Origin of the sequence: Prevotella melaninogenica (assembly GCF_003609775.1) — a bacterium.
In the GTDB taxonomy this organism is placed as follows: domain Bacteria; phylum Bacteroidota; class Bacteroidia; order Bacteroidales; family Bacteroidaceae; genus Prevotella; species Prevotella melaninogenica_A.
Map to the genome: position 1 here is coordinate 434199 of NZ_AP018050.1, position 26201 is coordinate 460399.

16 protein-coding genes are annotated in these 26201 nt (G+C 40.8%); 2 read left to right on the plus strand and 14 right to left on the minus strand.

Annotated features, from left to right (window positions below):
* Positions 1–1316 precede the first annotated feature (1316 nt).
* The 13 genes from ettA to PMEL_RS08590 form a co-directional block, all read right to left on the minus strand.
* Positions 1317–3014 (minus strand): energy-dependent translational throttle protein EttA, encoded by a 1698-nt coding sequence (ettA, locus tag PMEL_RS08530; RefSeq protein WP_013265323.1) that lies wholly within the window; start codon positions 3012–3014, stop codon positions 1317–1319.
* Positions 3015–3330: 316 nt separating this feature from the next.
* Positions 3331–4086, minus strand: a complete 756-nt coding sequence (locus PMEL_RS08535) for a nuclease-related domain-containing protein (protein ID WP_120174928.1) — start codon at positions 4084–4086, stop codon at positions 3331–3333.
* Positions 4087–5570: 1484 nt separating this feature from the next.
* The gene (locus PMEL_RS08540; RefSeq protein ID WP_120174929.1) at positions 5571–6638 is read right to left on the minus strand and encodes a BACON domain-containing protein; all 1068 of its coding nucleotides are present in this window, start codon (positions 6636–6638) and stop codon (positions 5571–5573) included.
* Between the two features lie 2 nt (positions 6639–6640).
* A complete protein-coding gene (locus PMEL_RS08545; protein ID WP_120174930.1) occupies positions 6641–7918 on the minus strand; it encodes a DUF4302 domain-containing protein in 1278 nt (425 codons plus the stop codon).
* Positions 7919–8033: 115 nt separating this feature from the next.
* Positions 8034–8921: a putative zinc-binding metallopeptidase gene (locus tag PMEL_RS08550; RefSeq protein ID WP_120174931.1), complete on the minus strand. Its 888-nt coding sequence runs from the start codon at positions 8919–8921 to the stop codon at positions 8034–8036.
* 11 nt (positions 8922–8932) lie between these two features.
* Positions 8933–10504, minus strand: coding sequence for a RagB/SusD family nutrient uptake outer membrane protein (locus PMEL_RS08555; RefSeq protein ID WP_120174932.1), 1572 nt, complete (start codon positions 10502–10504; stop codon positions 8933–8935).
* 11 nt (positions 10505–10515) lie between these two features.
* Positions 10516–13830, minus strand: coding sequence for a SusC/RagA family TonB-linked outer membrane protein (locus PMEL_RS08560; protein ID WP_120174933.1), 3315 nt, complete (start codon positions 13828–13830; stop codon positions 10516–10518).
* A 1337-nt stretch (positions 13831–15167) separates the two neighbouring features.
* On the minus strand, positions 15168–15767 hold the full coding sequence (locus PMEL_RS08565; RefSeq protein WP_120174934.1) for a hypothetical protein: 600 nt from the start codon (positions 15765–15767) through the stop codon (positions 15168–15170).
* 1465 nt (positions 15768–17232) lie between these two features.
* The gene (locus PMEL_RS08570) at positions 17233–17562 is read right to left on the minus strand and encodes a DMT family transporter (protein ID WP_120175513.1); all 330 of its coding nucleotides are present in this window, start codon (positions 17560–17562) and stop codon (positions 17233–17235) included.
* Positions 17563–17678: 116 nt separating this feature from the next.
* Positions 17679–18170: a hypothetical protein gene (locus PMEL_RS08575; protein WP_120174935.1), complete on the minus strand. Its 492-nt coding sequence runs from the start codon at positions 18168–18170 to the stop codon at positions 17679–17681.
* Between the two features lie 269 nt (positions 18171–18439).
* Positions 18440–18949: a hypothetical protein gene (locus PMEL_RS08580; protein WP_120174936.1), complete on the minus strand. Its 510-nt coding sequence runs from the start codon at positions 18947–18949 to the stop codon at positions 18440–18442.
* 302 nt (positions 18950–19251) lie between these two features.
* Complete coding sequence (locus PMEL_RS08585; protein ID WP_120174937.1) at positions 19252–19740, minus strand: hypothetical protein; 489 nt, start codon at positions 19738–19740, stop codon at positions 19252–19254.
* Positions 19741–20160: 420 nt separating this feature from the next.
* A complete protein-coding gene (locus PMEL_RS08590) occupies positions 20161–20622 on the minus strand; it encodes a hypothetical protein (protein WP_120174938.1) in 462 nt (153 codons plus the stop codon).
* A gap of 998 nt (positions 20623–21620) precedes the next feature.
* Between PMEL_RS08590 and PMEL_RS08595 the strand changes: the two genes are divergently transcribed.
* Positions 21621–22247, plus strand: a complete 627-nt coding sequence (locus tag PMEL_RS08595) for a tetratricopeptide repeat protein (RefSeq protein WP_231999455.1) — start codon at positions 21621–21623, stop codon at positions 22245–22247.
* A 913-nt stretch (positions 22248–23160) separates the two neighbouring features.
* Here the strand turns inward: PMEL_RS08595 and PMEL_RS08600 are convergent.
* Complete coding sequence (locus PMEL_RS08600) at positions 23161–24864, minus strand: glycoside hydrolase family 10 protein (RefSeq protein WP_120174940.1); 1704 nt, start codon at positions 24862–24864, stop codon at positions 23161–23163.
* 1014 nt (positions 24865–25878) lie between these two features.
* Between PMEL_RS08600 and PMEL_RS08605 the strand changes: the two genes are divergently transcribed.
* Positions 25879–26148: a peptidase gene (locus PMEL_RS08605; RefSeq protein WP_227950369.1), complete on the plus strand. Its 270-nt coding sequence runs from the start codon at positions 25879–25881 to the stop codon at positions 26146–26148.
* Positions 26149–26201: the final 53 nt, after the last annotated feature.

The window sequence follows — 26201 nt, forward strand, 5'->3', positions numbered from 1 at the left end:
CCAACCCCTCCCCAAAAGGGGAGGGGCGTAGAATGTAACGAAGGCAAACAGCCCCTCCCCCGTCCCCTCCCCCATAGGGAGGGGCGTGATTAGCGTGATACCCCTATGGTTGGAAAAGCTGTTTAGTCATTTTAAAGCAAACGGTGCGCTGCACTCCCCCTCTCCCTTCGGAGAGGGGGTTGGGGGGTGAGGTTTCTTTTGTCATAATTTTTCTCATTTCCTTTTTCAATAGATGCTCTTTTAGCTTTCAATTAACGCCCTTTTGGCTTGCAAAAGATGCCCTTTAAGGCTCTTACTAACGCCCTTTTGAAGTTCAACTAAGCACCTTTTGAAAACCACTTCTGCAACCATCTGATAATAAAAGATTTATGAGGATGTTCAAAATACTCTTTTTTAGCCCTTTTCTTCGCCTTTTCTTCGAATATTTTGTAATTATATTTCGTAATGTTAGGTGAATAAATTCTCTCACAGATGGCACAGATAAACAGAGTCCATAGGACGCACAGAAACCTAAAGGTTATGGATGACACAGAGCGTTAAAACAAAAATCCAACACAAGCGACTCATCCACTCGCTCACTCGTAACTCGTCCACTATAAATCTGTGAGTTCCCCGACCTTTAGGTCTCTGAGCCTTTCAGTGTGCAAAAAGGAAATCTGTTCTTTCTGTTCATCTGTGTCATCTGTGAGAGAATGCTTTGATAGAGTAGCTGTTTCTTTATTTTCTCACAGATAGCACAGATAAACAGAGTCCATAGGACGCACAGAAACCTAAAGGTTATTGATAACACAGAACATTAAAACACAAATCCAGCACAAGCAACTCATCCACTCGTTCACTATAAATCTGTGCTTTCCTCGACCTTTAGGTCTCTGAGCCTTTCAGTGTGCAAAAAGGAAATCTGTTCTTTCTGTTCATCTGTGTCATCTGTGAGAGAATGCTATGATAGAGTGGCTGTTTCTTTATTTTCTCACAGATAGCACAGAAGAACAGAAACAACAGATGCAATAGAGACCTAAAGGTCGGAGAATGCACAGATTCTTAGCTGATGAGGAAGACTAAAAGCAGAATAGAGATAAAAGACAAAAAGGACAAATGAGAGGAAACAAAAAGACAGAGTAACAAATAAACATGCTACTCTGTCTTTTAATTTCTTTATAGGGGTAGCCCGCTAATCCCTCCCCTCTCCATAATATCCTTTCTGTCAATGACCAATAGTTTGGAGAGAATTTAGGGTTATCTCGCATTTCACGCCCCTCCCTATGGGGGAGGGGTTGGGGGTGGGGCCAGTTGGTAGGCTGTTGGTTGTTTGTCCTTTACTCCTCCATCAACTTTCTATATCTACCCTTCTTAATCTCCTCATTGCCAAGACGGCGTGCCTTATTGATTTCGTAATCAGAGAAGCCACCTTCGAAGTAGACAACTTCACCATTACCCTCAAAGGCGAGGATGTGGGTACAGATACGATCGAGGAACCAACGGTCGTGGCTGATGACAACCGCACAACCTGCGAATGCCTCAAGACCTTCCTCCAATGCACGGAGTGTGTTTACGTCGATATCGTTGGTAGGCTCATCGAGGAGGAGGACGTTGCCTTCCTGCTTTAATGCCATAGCCAACTGAAGACGGTTACGCTCACCACCAGAGAGTACTGAACAGAGCTTACTCTGGTCGGTACCTGAGAAGTTGAAACGTGAGAGATAAGCACGTGAGTTGATGTCACGTCCACCCATACGAATCGTCTCGTTGCCCTGTGACACTACATCATATACTGTCTTATTAGGGTCGATATCCTTATGCTGCTGGTCAACGTAAGCGAGCTTAACGGTCTCACCCACCTCGAACGTACCGCCATCTGCCTGCTCCAAGCCCATGATAAGGCGGAAGAGCGTTGTCTTACCTGCTCCGTTAGGACCGATAACACCTACGATGCCGTTAGGAGGCAACATGAAGTTGAGGTCGTTGAAGAGTACCTTCTCGCCGAAAGCCTTCTTTACGTGCTGCGCTTCGATAACCTTATTACCCAAACGTGGACCGTTAGGAATAAAGATTTCGAGCTTCTCCTCACGCTGCTTCTGCTCCTCGTTGAGCATCTGCTCGTAAGAGTTCAGACGAGCCTTACCCTTTGCCTGACGAGCCTTCGGTGCCATACGTACCCACTCCAACTCACGCTCCAATGTCTTGCGACGCTTAGAAGCCGACTTCTCTTCCTGCTCCATGCGCTTTGTCTTCTGATCGAGCCATGAAGAGTAGTTGCCCTTCCATGGAATACCCTCACCACGGTCGAGTTCAAGAATCCACTCGCTCACATCGTCCAAGAAGTAACGGTCGTGGGTAACAGCGATGACCGTACCCTCATACTGCTGCAAGTGCTGCTCCAACCAGTCGATACTCTCAGCGTCAAGGTGGTTGGTAGGCTCATCGAGCAACAATACGTCTGGCTTCTGAAGGAGCAGACGGCAGAGTGCAACACGACGACGCTCACCTCCAGAGAGGTTGGTCACTGGCAAATCACCCTTAGGACAACGCAATGCATCCATCGCACGCTCCAAGCGTGAATCAATGTTCCAAGCGTCTGTTGCATCAATGATATCCTGCAACTCAGCCTGACGCTGCATCAACTTATCCATCTTGTCAGCATCAGAGTAATACTCCTCTAAGCCGAACTTTACGTTGATATCGTCATATTCCTTCAGTGCATCATAGATATGCTGCACACCCTCCATAACATTCTCCTTCACGGTCTTCGCCTCATCGAGTGGTGGATCCTGTGGGAGATAACCCACAGAGTAGCCCGGACTCCATACCACTTCGCCCTGTGTTGGTTCCACAAGACCAGCGATAATCTTCATCAGCGTAGACTTACCTGCGCCGTTGAGACCAATAATACCTATCTTTGCACCATAGAAGAACGAGAGGTAAATGTTCTTCAGAATCTGTTTCTGGTTCTGTGGGATAATCTTCGATACACCCACCATTGAGAAGATAATCTTCTTGTCGTCTACTGTTGCCATTAATTCTTTCGTTTGTTTTGTAGGCAAAGATAACGAAAATAATTCATATTGGCAAATAAAGACAGAAGGACGAGTGCCGTTATATGCTTAATGAAAAGACAGAATGACATAATGAACAGAAGACAAAATGTAAAAAGGAACAGAAGAAGAAGGAGAAGAAATAGACAAAGTAACAGGTTAATATTTAACCTTTTCTTTTTTCAATGATGTTACAGAGAAACAGATTGTGTATTAGCTGGTAAGAATCCTAAAACTCATTGGGATCAAAGAACGCTTATCCGCTTGTTGGGTAGTAAAACAAATGCTATGCAACTTTTCATTTTTTCAATGTGTAGTGACATTTTGGATAATTACTACAACCCCAGAATTTACCATATCTACCCACTCTGTAAACAAGAGAACCACCACAACGAGGACACTGCCCTCTCTGAATAGCCTTTTTCCATGATGTCATGTTAGCCGTTACCTGAGCTTTATGAAGTGACGATGTCTCACTTGTTTCAAAACTTGAATAGGTGAGTTTGTTAATTGCTGTTGCCAAAACGTCTTCTGTAAATACAACATTCTGATAGGCTTCAATCGTACTAATAAGTTCACTTACATTAATAACATTATGATTAGGATAATTACCCTTTATCTTGGCTGCATTTGTAAACACAACTATTGGAATGAAATATTGCGAAGGAAAGCCAAATAAAGATTGTAAGCCTTTGACATGACTATAGTTTTGTAATAAAGGATTATAGAACTGATACTTTGTTCCATACATGTTTTTAATCCAGTATTGATCTTTTTCATTACCATAAATCCAACCTCTGTAATTCTTTGTTTCAATAACAAAAATACCATGTAGAGATAAAACAACATGATCTATCTGTGAACTCTTACCATTTTCCAAAATATATACATCATTGAATATTGTATATCCATCTGGTAAGCGCATCAGTCTTTTTGCTACTTGTCTTTCACCATGTTTACCCTTAAGCTTTGCATAGTTATAACGTATGATTAAGCGAACAAGGTAAAGAATGACTACCGCAGTAAAGAAAATTATTATGTATATTATATTCATTTGTTTTATAGATGAGGTACAAAGATAACATAAAAACACGAGACAAAAAGCCTAAATAGCAAAAGATTGCGCTAAAACCTTAAAGATAATCACTGCCGTTATCAAATTATTTAGGTTCTTCCGTTAAATGGATAAATATATCCCATTAGGTATATAAAAGGGATAAACTACAAGATATAATGTAGAAAAGGCAAATAAAAATGTCTATCCATTAGCATGTCTTTCTGTCTTCTACAAACTGCTTATTCCCTTATTAATCGACACTTGTAAACTATTTTCACGCAACTCAAAACCAACACATGCTCTTTTGGCTTCTAAAAGACGCCTAATTGACTTGCAAAAGAGGCCCTTTGGGAGTGTTACTAACGCCCTTTTGAAGTCCAATTAAGCACCTTTTCTTGCACGACTTTATAACTAATTGATTTTCTGTTAGTTGTAAACTTGCTTTTTACACGTGTTTTTGCCTTCATTTATAGATATTTTATTCGAATTTATGTAATGATTTTTCGGGGTTTTATCTACATTTTTGAAGTATTAAAATGAAAAAAAATGATGACGTTAGAGGGTAATAATAGAATAGACTATTGACAGTCTTGACAATATTTTTATTTAATGAATAACCTCGGTTTTACCGTTAAAGCTATACGAAAAGCATCCACGCATTTAACGGAAGAACCAGAATAATAAGGTCCTTGTCTTGTCAGCTTACTTTATTCAGTGCATACTGGGCGGATATTATACATATTACTTATATTTTAGTTATAACCTAACAAAGACAGTTGAATAAGCTTTTCTGCTCAAACAATTTGTTTCTTCGTTAACTATACACTACGCTACAGACCCTTCTGATAGCAATGCTGTGGCCATATTAAGTCTTGAATAGTCTTACAAATATAGTGTCGTACAAATGAGTCTTTCAATATAAAGACAAAATAATAAGCTTCAAATTCTTTCCAATCTTGCAAATATTGGAAAGAATTTGCAAGATTTTAATCTTAAAATGGCTACTATTAGATAAGAACACAGCTAATCTTACAATACTGCTATCTGATAAGCCTTAGATAGCACACCCTCTTATACTATCAATCTTTTAAAGAGGTAACACATTATTTTATAAAGGAAAGAATGATGTTAACTACTCAGCACAATCAGTGCTTACCAACAACACAAGACGTGCTTACCAACAACACAAGACGTACGAAGCAACAACACGGTACAAGTTGACGAGTAGACAAGTGAACAAGTTGCTTGTAAAGAAGACAGAGTAACAAGGTTAACAAGTTGATAAGGTAATTGTGAGAAGAAATGGTTATTAGCTGAGTAAGGTAAAAAAAACGAGTGAACAAGTTAAAAACTTGTTCACTCGTCAGCTTGTTAGTTAACTTATCAACTAAAATATGTTCATCTGTTACTTTGTCTTTTATTTACTTTGTCTACAAGCAACTCGTTAACTTGTCTACTCGTTAACCTGTCTACTTAAAAAACTACTTGCGTGTAATTCTTGGCTGTACGTAGACCTCACCGATACCACGGTAGGCACCCATGACTGGTTTAGAGTCAGAGAAGCGGTTCCAGCCGTAAGAAGAGAAGGTTTGCTCAGAGGCAAGCTTCTGTGCTTCTTGGAAGACAAGGTTGCCAGCATCATCAATCGCCAGCATAATGCTCTCCTGCGTACCATTGATAGCCGTCTCGTGCTCCTTACTGAAGTCGTCGGCAACGACTACAGAGATAAGGTATTCGTAAACACCTGTCTGCACCTCGTTCTTCGCAACCACCTTACCGTTGGTCATCTTGAAGCCCTTACCGGGGATAAAGTCTACTGACCATGTGTACTTGTTGTCAACGATGAAGTTAGCCTTGTTAGTACCAGCTGCAGCCTCGATGCGGACATCAGAGGTTCTCTCAGACAATGTACGATCAGCGTTACGCATCTTTGCTGTCTGCTTGTATTCGCCAACGAAGTCAGCCAATGAAGCCTGAACCACCTTCAGTGAGTCAACCAAGCCCACCGCCTTAGCGATAACCCAACCAACACGTGCCTTACCCGTTGTGTTCTCAGCCACCTTTACGCCAACTTCGTTGCCGTTCTGCTCAACGGTAATCCAGTCGCCCGTAGTGACATAGGTAACAGGAACGTTAGCGGTAGCAATCAGCGTCTTCTGTACAGCCTTATCGTCGGTGAAGATGTCCTCACCAGCAGGCAAACCGAAGGTGATACCCTCCTGCTGAACGTTAAGGGTGATAGAGTCGCCCTGTTGGTTTTTGATAACGAGGAGCGTGTTACGTGACTGTGGGCTGGTATTAGTAGCAGCAGTCAACATAAGTGTCTCAGCCTTCTTCGTAACCGTCAGCCACGCGTCCTGCGCATAAGCCTGAGCAGGTTCAGAAGCCATCTTCACCTCGTTGGTACCACCGACTACGTTAAACGCTGTCTGCGCCTTTACGACGTTCAATCCCGCAGCGTATTCAGGCAGTTCGTTATCGTTGCTGCTGCATGCCGTTCCAAGAACGGCAGCTGCAACGAGCATGAATATTGAAATATACTTCTTCATAATTAATTAATTTTCTTCATGTACTGGATATTCGGCAATGTGAAGGCAAATACGTAGTTGCCATCAGCATCGGTAACAGGCTGCAAGTCTTCGCCGTATGCTACACCGAAGAAGGAGTCAACGGTGTGACCTGTAATCTGTCCACTGTCTTCAGCTGTAGCTTGCTCCATGTCATCATCCCATGTGAAGAACAAGCTACCCTGACCTTCACCGAAGAGTTTACCCTCCTTCTGAGATGCTGGAATCAACAAGATACCTGCTGGATACTTATAGGTTGGGTCGGTCACTGGCTGTCCTGGGAGTTCCAGACGTCCCGTTGCTGGGTCGTAAGTCAGGAGCAACTCATAGTTGACATTATTAATATTCAACTTACCCTTCAGTGTGTTGGCAACAGAACCCATCTCCAAGGTAAGCTTGATGCGCTTACGCAAGTTCGTCTTCAACTGCCATTCGCCAACCCAGAAGTCGATACTCTTATGAGTCTTTGGCAAGAACTGAATGATTTTAAGGTCGCCTTCTGTCAACGAGTGATCAGCATCATTCCATGTGAAGTGCTGATACTGCTTGTTACCGATGACGATAGGCTCACGGAGTACAATACCGGTATTGGTTGTACAATAAGGCATCTCCCACTTCTTATCGTCCAAGGTAACAGTAAGGCGTCTCACCTCTTGTGTGAGTGTTCCCTGTCCTAAGGTGTCATTACCCAAGACGAAGTCGTAGGTCTCAACATTCATACCTTCCATTACCGTCACAAGGCCGAGCATATACTCTTCCCAGTTAGTACCCTTTGGCAGACGAGTGAGCACCATCTCATTCTGCCACTTACGTCCTTTCAAGAAGATACTATCGTTAGTAGCACGGAGGATAGAGAACTCATAGTCGCCCTGCGCACCGTCAGGACTACCCAACCAAGTCTCAGCCAATGGGTGAATCACGGCGTTATACTCATTGAACGACAAGGTAGGACCCAAGTCTTTCACTACATCGTAGCCCGAAGTAGCCTTTGCCTCAACATCCTTCACGTCGCCCATAGCGGTAACATGACCGTTCTTGAACTTCAACAACAGTGTGTAACCACCGTAGCTATAGTTCTTTCCCGTATAATACTGCATTACCCAACCATCCTCTGACGACTCTAAAAGTGCCTTATAGTCAGCAACCTTCTTCTCTATTCGTTCAGCCGCAGGGAGGTCGAAAGTGGTCTTATCGTCATGCAGACACGATTGCAAAGAAAGTGTCAGTACGATAGACATGAATAGCAAATATACCTTTTTCATTTGCGTACTTATTTACTTTTATAAGGTTCTGAGCTTAGTACGTGAGTAATGCTCAGCCTAAGTCAAAAGCCCTTGTTTATTTTATTTATTGATAATATGCACACTCACGGCTCTGTTAGTTGAGCGTGTTCAAATCGAGTGTACCAATCTTTCCACCTCTTCTGAGGATTGCAGTGCGCAACACTTCGATATCAACATTCCAAGAGTTACGCATATATTCGCGAATCATCTTGAGCTTTCTGTTGATAATGCTACCGCCCTTGCTGCCTGCATTCTTCATGATTGTGTTCCAATCCTCTGGCGTACTGGTCACATAGATAGAATAAGCCTCAGCAAAGTCCTCAGCAGGATTCTCCATAGAGTAAGCCGAAACGAAACCCATGCTCTGTGCCTTCTTGTCTGGAGTAGAAGTCCAGTTACCACTTACGTAGTCAGAGCGTGAGATATTATCATACGACTCATCGTAAGGTTTCTTCTGATTAAGAATGTGCATGAACTCATGGTGCATCGTGTGGAAGTAGTAGTTATTCATACTGCCATAGTCCTTCAGCTGGTCATCGGTAAGGGCATTTACCTTACCTAATCTTACCTTATAGCCACCCTCAGCACTACCGATTACCTCCGTACGATAACGTGTGTAACCCGGAGTACCTGTCACTAAGATGATACGTGGGGCATTCTCCTTGATGAAGTCAAGTCCGACGGTCTCTGCATAAGCATCAAACCACATATACTTTGTGAGGATAGCAAGCTTAACCGTCTTTGCAGAGTCGGCAGGAACGAAGTTGTAAGCCTGCTCGGTCTCCTCTGTCTTCAGACGATACTGGAACTCTATATTATAAGGCATGGTGTAGTTCTTATACAACCACTGGTCGAAGGCATTGCGCTCCACAGCCTTTGTAGAGAATATAGAGTCACCGCTTATCTTGTCATCACTACATGAAGACAAGATTGCGCCACAGCTGACGATAGCGATTGCAACCAAATATAAATACTTTTTCATAACGTCTCGTTTTAATTATTACGTGGATTAGGTGTCACCCCGGCTGATATTACGTCCTGTGGCAACTGAATAGCTAAGCGTGGGTCGCCAACCTTCATAGAGTCAGTTACGGCAGTAACAGCCGACTGCACATCAACCTTTCTACGATACATTGTGATACCATAACGTTTAACATCCTGCAAACGGAAACCTTCATGGATGGTTACCAATCGCTTTAACTGTAAGAGACACTGCAAGAGAGGTTCCTGCGTAGTAGCCTCAACTGCAAACAATGGATTCAGCTTCTTCTTTGGTGTTGGCTTTGTTGATGTGTAGTAAGCCATCGAACCATAGAAGTCCTGAATGTCTGTCATTGTGAGTTGCTTTCTGTTCTTAGAGAAGACGGTCAACTCGGTGTTGATGTCTTTCAATGCCTTGTCATACTGACCTAAGAGGGCGTAAGCCTCAGCACGCTCAAGCAGTGTGATGTCTGTGCTGAACACAGCATACTCACCGTAAGGAATACCAATCTCTGCTGTTGCATCAATCACCTTAGGTACGTAAGGGAGTTTGCGCAAGCAGTACTTTGATACACCATTATTATAAAGGACGGTATAGTTAAGCGTTGAACCGCTGTCACCCCATGGACCCGGAGCCTGCAAGGTTTCGTTCTTGCTAATCAATTCGCCATGCGCATACTTGCTACCTGCCTGAATAGGAATACTGATAACACCCCACTGTGAAGGAACTGGCAACAACATGATGTTTGCCGTGTTGCTTGCATTCACAAAGGCATTTGGCTGTACATTACCACTTGGACCCAAGCGGTTCCATTCTGCCCAGTTGCGGAGGATGTCTGCTGGCTGATCGCCCAATACCATGTTAGCATACTTCACAGCCTTGTCATACTTCTGTGCATAGAGATAGAAGCGCGTTGCGAAAGCGTAAGCTGCCTGCTTGGTGAAGTGGAACTTTGGTTTTGCATACTTTGTACCGACAAGGGCAATACCCTTCAGCATATCTGCCTCAATCTTCTGATAAAGCTCAGCCAATGTGCCACGCTCCATCAATCGACCAACAACCTTCTCTGGCTCTGTTGGATAAGGCAACCCCAACTCTTTGGCAGCCGTAGTCTTGTCGTAAGCCTGACAGAAGACCGTTGACAACTGGAACATTGAGAACGCTCTGCAGAGCAAAGCCTCGCCCAACTGCTCTTCATACTCCTCTGGGTTAGAAACAGTATTCATGTAAGCAATCGCCTCATTACAAGCTGAGATAGCCGCATAATGCGCTGACCAAAGCTGATAAGGGGTTTCCGTATTGCTTACGTCGTCAATATCTTTCCACTGATAAGCCTGCTCTTGGAATCTGTCGAAGGCACTCCATGTACTATGGAGTTGCTCGTCAGTATTGTCCGAATACATTTCAGTGAGGTAAGCTGGGTGTGCTTGTGGATAAGCGCTTACCAACAACTGGCTCACCTCCGTAGGGTTCTTGAGGTCCATGCGGCTGTCCGGATACTTGTTAAGGAAATCGTTACACGAAGTAAGTGCAAGCGAAATCGCAGCCACTGGCAAGTATATAATATATTTTTTGACTTTCATCTTCGTATGTTTTAAAGTCCGAGTTTTACTGTTAGCGTAAATTGTTTTGGCATTGGCGATGCAACACCACCCACGTTATAGAACTCTGGGTCCTGACCATTGAGTCGCTTGTCAGCATAGAGAAGGAAGAGGTTGGTAGCCTGAAGCTTCAACGACGCATTCTTAATCATGCTTTTCTGGAACATCTGTGCAGGGAAGTCATAGCCCAAAGAAATCTCTTTGAGACGGATGAAGTCGCCCTTTGCTATACGTGTATCGCTGTAGTTATAGGCGTTGTAGCCCAAGCGAACATTGGTGTTTGCCATGTACTGGCTCTTAGAAAGAATACCGGGAACATTGGTTTCTTTCTCCTCACCTGCTGCCATCCAACGGTTCTTGAATGCGTTAGTCATTGAAACGAGGTCGTTATAACGTGCACGGAACTTAGGATCAAGGCGTACTACGTTGCCGAAGGCATAAGTGAAGAATACATTCAGACGGAAACCATGATAGCTAAACATATTGCCCACAGAACCCGTATGGGTTGGATCGGTAGGGCCTTCATACTTCAAGAAGTCGGTCTTTGTACGCTCTTGGAAGTTGATATCATCGGTTGTCACCTGTCCCTTCTCATTGAGAACCATTGGCATACCCTCGCTGTTCAAGCCTACGAATGGGATTGAGAACAAGGCACGAGCAGGATAACCCTTCTTTGCAAAACCATTACCGCTTACAAGACTCATCACGTTTCCTTGGTTGAAAAGCTTTGTAATCTCGGTTGTTGCGTATGAATAGATGAAGCTGGTGGTCCAAGAGAAGTTCTTCTTCTTGATGTTAACAGAAGAGATACTCAACTCAAGACCATTAGAATTCATCTCGGCAACATTGGCAGCACGGATAATCTCACCACCCAAACCAGCGGTAATCATCGGACCGATTTCGTCGAAGTTTCTACGTGTATAATAGTCGAAGGTAACACCTAAGCGATTATTCCACAATGAAGCATCGAAACCAAGGTTCAACTCGTTCTTCTTCTCGTAGGTAAGGGTTGAGTTTGCTAACTCGCTAAGCTCAAGCTGTGGCTCCTGATCTTCTGCAAAGAGACGGAAAGGAGTTGAAGCGGTGATGATAGCGGTTGAGTTGCTATAAGAAGCGTCTGGAGGTGTACCCGTAAGACTGTAAGAGGCGCGGAGTGTAAGCTTATTCAATGGAGAGAGCTTGTTAAACCAGTTCTCCTCATGCACGTTCCATGCACCAGACACGTTCCATGTTGGCATCCAGCGTGCGCTTGAGTTACGACCCATCTGGTTTGAACCCTCATAACGAAGTGTACCATTGAAGACGTAACGACCCTGATAGCTGTAAGTTGTATTACCATAGAAAGCTACACTGCGTGAGTTAGTTGGGTTAATGGTATAATAAGTATTACCCGACTCTACGGCACGCTTGAAATACTGATAGATATAGAATGGCACCATACCTGCATCATAACGCAGACCAGCTCCCTCAAAGGCATTGCGCTGACGCTCAATACTCTTCAACTCCATACCACCAAAGAGGTTCATAATATGCTTCTCGGCAAAGGTGCGACTATAGTTAGCGGTTGCACGAATATCGTAATCGCTCATGCGGTTGTCGCCCTTATGATACAAACCACCGTATGGTAACACGGTCATTGGCAATACGTAAGGGTTATTTGGGTCTTTATAAAGATACTTGTTGGCATCACGGATAATTCCGTTTGACATAGCACGATAAGCCAATGCCTGATTAGAATTGTCCTTTACAAAATGCTCCTGTGTAGAAGTCATATATTTGAATGCACCCAAGAGTGACAGTTCAAGACCCTTGATAGGCTTATACTTCAATTCCAATTGGAAACGAGCATCAAGCGTATTGAGGTCGATGTAGTTGTTATTCAACTCATTGAAGATGTTGAATGGTGCATAATTCGCTACGTAGGTTGCTGATGGATCCAACACACGTGAGGTGTTGCTTGCGTAAGAGTAAGGGTTGATATCGAAGTCACGCTTCACCTCACCACCTACTACGTCAACGTCCTGACCAAGTGTTCCCGGTGCACGCTGCTTACGATAAGCCGCACCACCAATGAGGTTCAACGACAGTTTGTCTGTCAAGTGCTGTGTGAGGTTTACGTTGAGGGTATAACGATTTACGTTACTCTGCTTATACCATCCCGGGTCTAACAATGCACTGAACGATGCATAGTAGTTTGACTTCTGTGTACCACCGCTCAAACTGATAGAGTGACTCTGCATAATATTAGATGAGAACAACTCCTTAAACCAGTTAGTATTGCGGAACTCTGCACGCTGGAGATAGCGGTTGCGTGCCTCTGTGGTGTTCTCCAAAGCAAACTGACCAGTGTTAGCATTGTACTTGTTTATCAACTCGTACATCTTACCATACACACCATACTCGCTACCATTAAGCACGTCAGAGAAGTTCAACCAGCCCTTATCTGCCAACTCTCTATAAATACCCATCTGTTCCTTTGAGTCGAGGATATCGAAGTTGCTGTAAGAGGGAACAAGACGAGTAGTGAACTCACCGGTATAGCTGATGTGTGCCTGTCCCTGCTTACCTTTCTTGGTAGTAACGACAATCACACCTGCCATCGCACGTGCACCATAGATAGAGGTTGCCGAACCGTCCTTCAAAATCTGAAAGCTCTCGATATCATCGGCATTAAGACCTGCAATTGCTGAAGATATAAGCGTTTCTGGATTACCCGATGCCAAGTCGTCTGCACCTACATTGGCTGCATCTTCCATGATGACACCATCGACAACCCAAAGCGGCTTACTGCTACCATAGATAGAGGTGGCACCACGAATACGAATCTTTGGTGACGTACCGAAGGTTCCGCTGACATTCTGAACAGACACACCCGCAGCCTGACCTTCAAGCGAACGGCTGATATCTGCCACACCACTCAGGCGTGCCTTCTCAGCATCAACCTTGTCCGTTGCACCCGTAAACAAACGACGGTCGGTGCGGGTAAGACCCGTCACAACAACCTCGTTCAGCGTCTGAGTGCTTGACTTTAGCACCACCTTCATGTCGGTAGTTCCCTTCAGTGTCTGCGACGCCATACCGATGTAACCAACGGTAATCAGAGGGTTAGCGACGTCAGTGGTAAGCGAAAACTTACCATCAACATCGGTTACTGCACCCGACTTGGTGCCCACTACCATAATGGTAGCACCGATAACGGGTTCGTTATCTTCGGCAGCCACTACGGTACCCGAGATTTTAGTTTGTGCCAATGCTGCGTTTATACACATAAACAGCATGGCAAAACACATTAGTAACTTTTTACTCATAAACTTTTTGTTATATTTAGTCTGATATTATTTAATGCGGTTATTAAAACTCTTTTCTATCCTATTAAAGGACAAACGAAAACGCTCTCTTGCGTCTTTCACTCTTAGCCATTATACAAAGTCATAGTATGAAACATCTATAATTTTAACAAACTTACAATACATACATATTATATTAAGTTGCAAATTTAGCAAAAAATATTCAAAAAACCAGTTATTACAACATTTATGACACATTTGCACATAATTAACAGTGGGGGGGGGGGAGAGTACGCCACACGGAGAAAAGGAGAGTACGAAGGCTGATTAATTTCTTTATCCTCTCACAGATAGCACAGATAAACGGAGTCCATAGGACACACAGAAACCTAAAGGTTATTGATAACACAGAACGTTAAAACACAAATTCAGCACAAGCAACTTGTAAACTCGTAACTCGTCAACTATAAATCTGTGAGTTCTCCGACCTTTAGGTCTCTGAGCCTTTCAGTGTGCAAAAAGGAAATCTGTTCTTTCTGTTCATCTGTGTCATCTGTGAGAGAATACTGTGAGAAAATGCTGTGAGAGAGTCGCTATTTCTTTATCTTCTCACAGATAGCACAGATAAACAGAGTCCATAGGACGCACAGAAACCTAAAGGTTATTGATAACACAGAACGTTAAAACACAAATCCAGCAGAAGCAACTTGTCAACTCGTTTACTCGTAACTCGTTCACTATAACTCTGTGAGTTCTCCGACCTTTAGGTCTCTGAGCCTTTCAGTGTGCAAAAAGGAAATCTGTCCTTTCTGTTCATCTGTGTCATCTGTGAGAGAATGCTGTGATAAAGTCCCTGTTTCTTTATTTTCTCACAGATAGCACAGATAGACAGAGTCCATAGGACGCACAGAAACCTAAAGGTTATGGATGACACAGAGCGTTAAAACACAAATCCAGCACACACCTCGTTTACTTGTTTACTCGTCCACTATAATTCTGTGCTTTCCTCGACCTTTAGATCTCTGAGCGTTTGAGTGTGCTAAAAAGGAAATCTGTTCTTTCTGTTCATCTGTGTCATCTGTGAGAGAATGCTGTGAGAGAATACTTTGATAGAATGCCGTGATAGAGTCGCTGTTTCTTTATCTTCTCACAGATAGCACAGATAAACAGAGTCCATAGGACGCACAGAAACCTAAAGGTTATGGATGACACAGAACGTTAAAACACAAATCCAGCACACACCTCGTTTACTTGCTAACTTGTTACTCAAAAGAACTTTGTTCATCTGTTACTTTGTCTTTCTATTATCCTGTCTTTCTTAGCAAGCAACTCGTTAACTCGTCAACTTAAAAGTTCACTTATCTACTAAATACGCTCATCAGTGGTATCAATATTCTTTCCTGCAAAGCTTTTCGGTCAATAGCGGGGCGCATCTCGTCGCCTATGATTTTAAATGATGGGGTAATACAAAGGGTATAGACTCTGCCGTTTATAAAATATGGAACAGCATACAAGGGTGCCTCGCATTCTTCTATCATGAAATACTCTTTATTGAAGGTAGTAAGACTCCATCCCACCTCTGCTGACTCCAAGGCAATGATTGTTACTACTTCTTTTCGTAGGCTGTCTTTAAGCAAGCTCACCTCCTTTGTTGTAATCGAAAGAGGATGCTTGAGCCATTTGGCATCCAAGCCTTTCACCACTGCCTTGATAAGCCATGTATTTGCTTTGTCTTTGTGGACACCTGTAAAAGCCTTACCCGTCCATCGTAGTTTATAAGTGTTCTCTACAGATATAATGCTGTAAGTTGGTGTAGCCTCCTGCCCTTTGGCGTTTTGTTGCAGTTGCTTATTCTGATTTTGTAGTGTATTATCTTTTACCAACGATGAAACTGTTTGCGCTGTACAATTACAAAGTATGCAAACCAGACCTGCGAAATATAATGCTAATCTCTTCATATTACTGTTATATTTTAACCCAAATCAGTCATTAGAGCCTAAACATAAGTACTTCATAAGTTATTGGTGTTAAATTATTATTTAAGCGTAAAGATAGTCTTTCTCCTGCATACAACATATTTTTGTGCATTAATTATTCTTAATTGTCTGTTTTCTTGAGGATTTGAAAAAGAATAAACCAGTTGATAGTAAACAAAGCATATAACAGGTTTACTTATCAACTGGTTTACTTGTTAACTAAAAACTTGTTCATCTGTTACTCTGTCTTTTATTTACCCCATCTACAAGCAACTCGTTTACTTGTCCACTTGTTAACTCGTCAACTATAAATCTGTGCTTTCCTCGACCTTTAGGTCTCTGAGCGTTTCAGTGTGCAAAAAGGAAATCTGTTCTTTCAGTTCATCTGTGTCATCTGTGAGAGAATGATGTGATAGAGTAGCTATTTATTTTCTCACAGATAGCACAGATAAACAGAGTCCATAGGACACACAGAAACCTAAAGGTTATTGATAACACAGAACGTTAAAACAGAAATTCAGCACACACCTCGTTTACTTGTTTACTCGTCCACTATAATTCTGTGATTTCTCCGACCTTTAGGTCTCTGAGCGTTTCAGTGTGCAAAAAGGAAATCTGTTCTTTCAGTTCATCTGTGTCATCTGTGAGAGAATGATGTGATAGAGTAGCTATTTATTTTCTCACAGATAGCACAGATAAACAGAGTCCATAGGACGCACAGAAACCTAAAGGTTATGGATGACACAGAACGTTAAAACACAAATCCAGCACACCTCCTCGTTTACTTGCTAACTTGTTACCCAAAAGAACTTTGTTCATCTGTTACTTTGTCTTTCTATTATCCTGTCTTCTACAAACAACTTATTCCCCCCATTAGTTGAAATTTGTAAACTATTTTCATGTGTTTCAAAACCAACACATGCTCTTTTGGCTTCTAAAAGACGCCCAATTGACTTGCAAAAGGTGCCCTTTAAGACCCTTACTAACGCCCTTTTGAAGTCCAATTAAGCACCTTTTATTTTACTACTTATTAACTACCTGATTCTCTGTCGATTGCATACCTACTTCTTATATGTGTTTTTGGCGTTATTTATAGATATTTTCTTTGAAATTATGTAATAATTTTTCAAGCTCTTGTCTACAAGTTTTCAAAGTCTTAAAATGAAAAGGTTTTCAATGAAAGAGGATGATAATAGGATAGAATATTGACTGTCTTAGCCATATTTTTGTTTAATGAGCAACCTCGGCTCTTACGTTAAAGCAATACGAAAAGCGTCCACACATTTAACGGAAGAGCCTTTTTTATCCCGTCCGACAACTCTCATAATTCACCTGTTTGGATAGATTGATGTAAAGACACCTCAAACAGAAAGAACTTGCCCCACTAATACGGAGCAAGTCCTTTTATACCTCACGACTTTTTCCTAAATACTCATGCCGCCTCTTCTCAATGCGCAGATGCCGCTGAAAAGAGATTGAGAACGACTACTCCTGCAACGATGAGTGCAACGCCGATGCCTGCCACAAAATCGAATTTTTGCCCGAAAAATACAACGGAAATAATATTACCCAATACAATTCCCAGCCCAGTCCACACTGCATAGGCAATTCCTAACGGAATAGTTTTCAAGGACAACGAGAGGAAATAGAAACAAGCAATATAAGCAAGGCAGGTCCCCACTACCGGTAGCGGCTTTGTGAAGCCATCAGAGAGTTTCATACACACCGTTCCTGCTGTTTCTAAAATAATGGCAAGTGCAAGAAATAAGTAAGCCATAGTAAAAATAATAAAGTAAGAGCCGAGTGTACGCCGTCGCCCTTCTGCGTTTTCGTCTGCAAAGGTACAATTTTTATTTGAGATTGCCAAAAAGTCTATGATTGCATACCATGAGGTTATTGTTCCTTCGGTTCTTTCAACCATACCCCATCTTTCTTAAGATAAACGATTGGCTCTACATCAAATTTGAAACCCTCAATGGGGGTACGTTCTTCCCAAATGTCAGTTATTTCACTTTCTTTTACATCCAAATGAGGATCATATCCATGCATAGCATGGTCTCCCGACATGGTTTGATATTCCATAGATGGATCTAATGTTATAATCCTGTCATCTGTAAGTCCTAAACACTGGCATTTATAACCTTTATAATTACAAAAACAACTTTTCCTATAGGCGGAATAATCATAATTGTCTCCGTAAGGTAAATATAAACCAAAATAATCATCCTCTTCTTTGTGAAAACCAAGATCTAAAAATTTAGTATTCTGAGTATAAAGATGCCAACATGGATTATTAAACATATAACTAACATTTATATTTATCCATTCATTAGCAATATATACATATTCACCAGTCTGAAAATAATCACACTTTTGCCTTTCCATATACTGTTATTTTATTATTACGATTTTACCACTTCTGTATATAGCTCTGACTTCTTCAGTACCATCATTAAATATTTCCTATATCTCAGTACCTTCTTGAATATCTATTCTACTTTGGAAATGCCATTCTGGAACACCTAATCTCCCATTATTACTTGATGTAAAACCATGTGCTGTAAATGGATAATCCGTATCTTCTGAAGTAGGGATGACAAGTATCTGTGAGGCATCTTCTTATTTAAATCGGATTACTATTATTCATTTGCGCTTTATTTGATGTTTCTCTTATACCATGCACCATGCAGATTCTCTTCAATATATGAATTATCTTTGAACAGATAGACTAATGGTTCTACATCAAAAACAAAATCAGAAATAGGTGTTCGCTCTTCCCAAATAATTGGAGATGAAGCTATGAATTCCTCATAAGGAACTTCTATTCGGCTATCATCACGATCATTTAACTTTAAGTATCTTCTCGTCTTACGTTCGTTTGGATATAGTATGAATAATCCATGCCATATATCCTCAACATCATACTTGTATCCCAAGTAAATGCAATACATGCGACTTTCATAGGCGGGATAAGGATATTTCCTTTTTTGAGGAAACGATAGGGTGTATAAACCTCCTTGCTCTTTAAAGCCCCTTTCTATTAAAAAAGGATTCTCTCCTATTATTTTCCAAAACCAGATATCGTTATCATCACAATATTCTGTTAAGAACATATCTTCTCCTTCAAAAAGAATGCGACTTCCACTTGGTGCTTTTATTTTCATTGATCAACTATTTTAAAAGTTTTATTTTCGAATACTGCATATAAAGTTTGTCTACCATCACGTGTGATTTTCCAAATTTCAGTTCCATCTTTAATAGAAACTCCAAGACCTCTTGGTATTGTAAATTCTGGCACCTCAATTCTTCCTTTTATTCCAGCTGTAAAACTATGTGAAGTGAAAGGATAATCCTAATCATCAAAAGTACCACCTTTGGGGATAACAATATTTTCAGGAATATCTTTTGATTTGAATCTTATGACCACACAACTATTTTTTGAAAGATGCAACTTAATGTCCTTGTTTTACTCCTCTACCAACCATACCCCATCTTTCTTAATATAAACAATTGGCTCTACATCAAATTTGAAGCCCTTTATTGGAGTACGTTCCTCCCAAATGTCAGTTACTTCATTCACAAAAAGTTCATAAGGTAAATGAATTCTTCTATCATCATAAAAATGTAATCCTATTTTTTTCTTTGTCTCTAATTCAGGAGATAATATAATGTCATTATTTTTTAAAATGATATTTTCTAAATAATACTTTCCATCCTGATAGTTACAATAATTCTCCCTCTGAAAAGCACTTTGTATCTGTTCAGCGGACAGAGTTATGAAAACTTTATCTGATAAAAACTCATTTGTTTTGCAATTTTCATATCTTTTGAATCCAATACTCAATAGACTTTCTTTAAAAGAGGTTTGAAGACGATATAAGTTTTCTTCTACTTTCCAAAACCGACATTCTATACCTTTAAAAAAGGCATAGTTATCATTTTTTATTTTCAACATAACACATCATTTTATGATAATAAGATTTTCATCTTCTTTACTGTTGATTGCCCTTAAAATTTCTTTGCCATCATTAGACACCTCTCAGGTAGATTCAAGTACCAAGTGCGAATTTACTTAATCTTTTTGTTAAAAACAAATTCTGGGGGTCTACATTTCAATTTTTATCTTTATCCTGTGATTTCGATACTTCAATTGAAATCGACAATATTAATAGAGTTTGCTCCTTCTGACCTTATCGCGACAAGCGTTTGGTGCTGTCCTTAAAAGTGAGTAAGCTATTTTTAAGTAGACGGGTGGACAGGTGAACAAGTTGTTTGTAGACAGGGTAAATAAAAGACAGAGTAACAAATGAACATGTTTTAAGTGGACGAGTTAGTCAGTTGCTTGTCCACTTGTTAACGAGGCTTTAGGTATTTTTTAAAGCTCTACCAACCATACGCCATCTTTCTTAAGATAAACAATTGGCTCTACATCAAATTCGAAACCCTCAATGGGGGTACGTTCTTCCCAAATGTCAGAAATTTCCTCTTCTATCGCCTCATATATTGGGTCATATCCGTGTCTTGGAAAATCTTTGAAATATTTCATTGCTTCTTCTAATGGACGAAGTATAAATTTGCCTTCTGAAGAATTTTCTACAAAGAAATTAAACCCCATATATTTAACAAAGGTTTTTGTATTAAAGGCGCTTGAAATCTCTTCTTTTGAAACATATTTATAGCTTATTATATTATTTTGTTGCAAGAAACCTATTTTGCTCAACTTTTCATATTGGCACTTTCTATCTATTAATTCAAACATATCAGGATTATCTGTTTTATAAAAATGATACTCTTGTGATAGATAGATAGCAAAATTTCCTCGTTTGTATGTTCTCATAAAATTACTTTATAGATATAAATTTATTTTCTTTCTCGCTAAATATTGCTTTTAATATCTCTCTGCCATCGCTAAAAACTTCGTATAACTCTACTCCGTCATATAGTTCGGCATAAAATTGGTTTCTAAATTTAAATTGGTAGATTCAAGTACCAAGTGCGAATTTACTTAATCTTTTTGTTAAAAACAAATTCTGGGGCTCTACATTTCAATTATTATCTTTATCCTGTGATTTCGATACTTCAATTGCTAACATGGTAAGTGGACAAGTCAACGAGTGGACAAGTGAACAAGTTGCTTGCGAAGATAGACAAAGTAACATAGGAACAAGTTTGTTTTTTATAACAAGTAACTTGTTCACTTGTCCACTCGTAAACTTGTTACTCGAAAGAACTTTGTTCCCATGTTACTTTGTCTTCAATTACCCTGTCTACAAGCAACTCGTTTACTTGTCCACTTGTTTACTCGTCCACTATAAATCTGTGCTTTCTCCGACCTTTAGGTCTCTGAGCGTTTCAGTGTGCAAAAAGGAAATCTGTTCTTTCTGTTCATCTGTGTCATCTGTGAGAGAATGCTGTGATAGAGTAGCTATTTATTTTCTCACAGATAGCACAGATGAACAGAGTCCATAGGACGCACAGAAACCTAAAGGTTATGGATAACACAGAACGTTAAAACACAAATCCAGCACACACCTCGTTCACTTGCTAACTTGTTACCAAAAAGAACTTTGTTCATCTGTTACTCTGTCTTTTATTTACCCTGTCTACAAGCAACTCGTTTACTTGTCAACTTACCATGTTACTCTGTCTTTTATTATTCTGTCTTTTTTTGTTTCAAATATGTTGTAAATCTAAAAAAAACATTATCTTTGTCACGGAAATAGTTTTAGTTTTATGCTGACACTAAGGCTGTAATGCTTTGTCTGGCAGGAAACAACTACTAAGCTTGACTATGAGTTATCTTATTTTCGAACCTAAATATTTATATTAAAAACTATGAATCGTTATTTTCTTTTGGCAGTATCGCTATTCATGTTTCTAACGTTGACACCTTGTAATGCGCAACGCAATGAGAAACTTTGCTGTGGTCATAAACCTGACCCAGCTGTAATCGAGTTACACAACCAGGCGGTAGACGCATATACATATCACTCGAACTCACCTGACTCTGTGAAGAAGGCGATGACCCTGCTTGATCGTGCTATCGAGAAGGACCCCGACTATCAGCTTGCTTACGCTCACAAGGCGGAATATCTCAAAAATCAAGGTGATTTGACACAGGCGTTAGAGACCCTAAATGCTTATCTCAAGCGTAACCCAACAGAGCCTTACACACTTCTTGGTGCTGGTATGTTCTATGAGAAGTTGGGAAACAAGAAGGAAGCAATGGACTACTACAAGCGTGCTGAAGAAAACTTCAAGAGACTCTATGAGAAAGATAATGATAGTGCACACGAGATAAACCGATATTTTGCCATCAGGTTAATGGAGGGACCTGAAAAGGCAAAGGCACTGTATGAGGCTGAGAGAGACCGACTTGCCTCAAACGAAGAGCGACGCAAAGTGAATGATGTCCTTGTGATGTCTATCCTTGAAACTCCACGTGAGCAGTTTTTAAAATGACAGAGTGAACGGGTAGACAGGTGACCGAGTTGCTTGTAGACAGGGTAAATAAAAGACAAAGTAACAGAGGAACAAAGTTCTTTTTGGTAACAAGTTAGCAAGTAAACGAGTCGCTTGTCTGAATTTGTGTTTTAACGTTCTGTGTTATCAATAACCTTTAGGTTTCTGTGTGTCCTATGGACTCTGTTCATCTGTGCTATCTGTGAGAAAATAAAGAAACAGCCACTCTATCAAAGCATTCTCTCACAGATGACACAGAGGAACAGAAAGAACAGATTCCCTTTTTGCACACTGAAAGGCTCAGAGACCTAAAGGTCGGAGAACTCACAGAGTTATAGTTGACGAGTTGCTTGTGCTGAATTTGTGTTTTAAGGTTCTGTGTCATCCATAACCTTTAGGTTTCTGTGTGTCCTATGGACTCTGTTTATCTGTGCTATCTGTGAGAAAATAAAGAGCTACTCTATCAAAGCATTCTCTCACAGATGACACAGAGGAACAGAAAGAACAGATTTCCTTTTTGCACACTCAAACGCTCAGAGACCTAAAGGTCGGAGAAAGCACAGATTTATAGTTAACGAGTAAACAAGTGGACGAGTAAACGAACTGCTTGTAGACAGGGTATGTAAAGACAGAGTAACAGAGGAACAAAGTTCTTTTGAGTAACAAATTTACAAGTGGACAAGTTGACACGTGAACAAGTAAACGAGTTGACATGTTACTTGATAGATAAATAAAATAAACCAGTTGATAGCAAACAAAGCATATAACTTGTTTACTTATCAACTGGTTTACTCGTTGACTAAAAACTTGTTAACTAAAAAACTTGTTAACTAAAAAACTTGTTCATCTGTTACTCTGTCTTTACATACCCTGTCTACAAGCAACTGGTTAACTCGTCCACCCGTTAACTCGTCTACTTCGAAGCCCTCTTGACCATGAATGAACCTAACATGAAGGACTTTTTCTTATGGTTGTAAACCTTGAGAGAATACATACCATCGGACAAGGAGCCAATATATAACTGATTGTTTCTTAAGGATTTAGCACTCACGATGCGGAGGATAACACCCTGCAAAGAGAGGATTACGTAATGATCGGCATCCGTAAGCTTTGCTGATGCAGGGAGTGTAAGGTTTTGACCATCATTCTGTAACAATACAGCATGAGTAGAAGGGAGGGTTGACGACTTCATATTCTCCTGCAAAGCAGGCGTCTCATGACCATAACGGTCCATACCCCTAACGGCAAAATAGAGGTTAGGATTGACGTTCTTCAGTCGGAGTGATTGACCAGTATAACGTGCGATGAGCAAGTTGCGAGCATCTTCTGTATCAACTGGATAGCTGTGACTGGCGTAAATATTATAATAAGGTGTGACTGCCTTCCATGCCAATGTCACCGACTTATCCTCTCGACGTTCTACCAACGAGGATTTGACTGGGTATGGAGTGGCTGCCGTTGACACAACACCCTGTATCGCAGGAGGGAGAGCAAGAACGGCATTAAATTGCTTCTCAAAGTCGTAAACACCCTGCTTATTAGCCGTGAGGAAGTAAGAACGGAAGTGAGCATGTCCCACTCCGAGGTCACGACTGACATACATCTGGCGAGTCAGTTCGCCCAACGTCCAATTACCCTCACGTGGATCGAGGAAGTAAGTACCTAAACCCGTCACAATCTCACGCTTATAAGCATTCTCCACCCAGTCGGCAACGAAGGGATAATAGTTATCGCCACGGAAGTATTGCATCGGATAGAGCTGGTCCATCAGTCCTAATCTCATCCACTCCTGCGCCTCTTGTGAAACACGGTCGTGCGCATTGAAATTCTTTGAACTATAACGACTGAGGTCGGCATGCTTACCGATTGGTGAGCACGACATCTTCACCCACGGTTTGATAGCTTTCACCTCGTCATGAATAGCACGAACAATGGCTGTGATATTGCTGCGACGCTCATCGGGCGTGTCGCCATCACGATAAGAAGGGCGTGGCCATCCGTCAGGGTAACGGATATAATCGAGGTTGATACCATCGACATCATACTTCCTTACAATCTCTCCACAGATAGAGGCAAGATAAGGTGCAACTCTCGAATCGGCAGGGTCGAGATAAGAACCCGTTGAGAAGTTTCTAATTCGGAAACCCTTTTGCATCAGTCTTCTACAGCCCAAAGAGCTCTTTGCACCCACCGGAATCGTCGCAATCCATGCGTGAATCTCCATGCCACGTTTGTGACACTCCTCCACGGCAAAGCTGAGTGGGTCGTAGCCATAGCCCGGTGCCCTACCCTCAACGCCAGTGATACACTGGTCCCATGGCTCAATATCCGACGGATAAATCGTTGCCGCACGCACACGCGCCTGCAAGAGTACGGTGTTGATATTTGCCTTCTGATATTTATCGAGGATATCAATGAGTTCCTGCTTTTGCTGCTCAATACTCTCCTCCGACCGTGCATAGATCTTTGGCCAGTCAAGACTGGCAAGTGTCGTCAGCCACACGGCACGCGTCTCTCGCTTCGGCATCCGCTTCGTGAGATAGTCAGAAAGATTCGTCTGTGCTTGTGCAGTAATCGTTATTACGCAAAGGAGCGTAAATAAAAAAAGCTTCTTCATATATGAATTAATAATGTACGTGAATTTGAGCGACTAACTAACCTGATTTTAATGGGGTATAAGTATCTGAAAATTCAGTGATTAATGCAATTCTACCCCTTATCATGTGCTCTCTAAAGAACTACAAACAGAAACCACAATAGTCACCGAGGACAAAATTACGAAATTATTTCGTATGGCAGACGACTTCTGTTCGTTTTTTAATATAATGTGACGAAATACACGTTAAAATTCACTCTAAAAAGAGGTTTATGAGAAATAAGGAGTCATAAAATCTGCTCTCTTCATTGAAATTACCCCTCTTTCGTTCCGATGAATATGCGGTTTTTCTCTCCTTGTGATCAAAGTCTCTTTGAAACTTTGCCACTTGAATTATTCGAATTTTCTTTACAAAACAAGCTGAAAAAAGTCCGATAACAAGGCTAAAAACGAGCCTCAGCAATACTCGCGTAAACTGTTCGTTATCAAGCGTTTGTGAAACTGCATTTCAAAAGGTGCTTAGTAAGGGTTCAAAAGGGCGTTAGTAAGAACCTTAAAGGGCATCTTTTGCAAGCCAAAAGAGCATCTTTTAGAACCTTAAAGAGCATGTACTGCGTTTGAAGTGCGCAAAAATAGTTTACAAATACAAATAAAGAAGAAAACAAAATCTACTATATTCATATTTCAATTTACCTTTTTCAATGATTTTCAAAGATTTACTCTAAAGACTTGCAAGATTAAAACAAAAGAACTATCTTTGTCGTGACAGTTTCCACCACGCCTCTTTTGAATGCGTACCAGGGTGGAACTTTTGCTTTTATTACCCTTATGAGTAAGCAAATAGCTTGATAAAAGAACCAATAAATAATACATGGACTAAGAAACTATAGACCCTTCAACACATTCGACTGAATCGCTTAAAATACGAAGCGGTAAGAAAGCAGGCGCAATTTATAATACAATCTAAAATTAAATTAACAAGAATGACAAATCTAAAAACAGGAGAAGTCATAACCTTCAAATAACACATGAGTTATGAAACGTAGTAGATTATTATTAATAATAATAAATTATATTTATCACGATAATATTTATTTGATGTCTCCAATTGTTGATTGGAATTTATTAGATGTGCTAAATAAAAATATTCGAAATAATTATGAAAGAATTAGACCCATTTTGTTAAAATGGCAGGAAAATGGATATATAAAATTAATAGAAGATAACGAGATTGCTTTTTCTTTTATTCCAGAGAAATTACCATCAAAAGAAAAACTAATAGAAGAGAGCCTGAATTTCAAATAATGATTGATGAGAATGGTGAACTTGAAAACAGGTAGAACAATAACATTAAAATA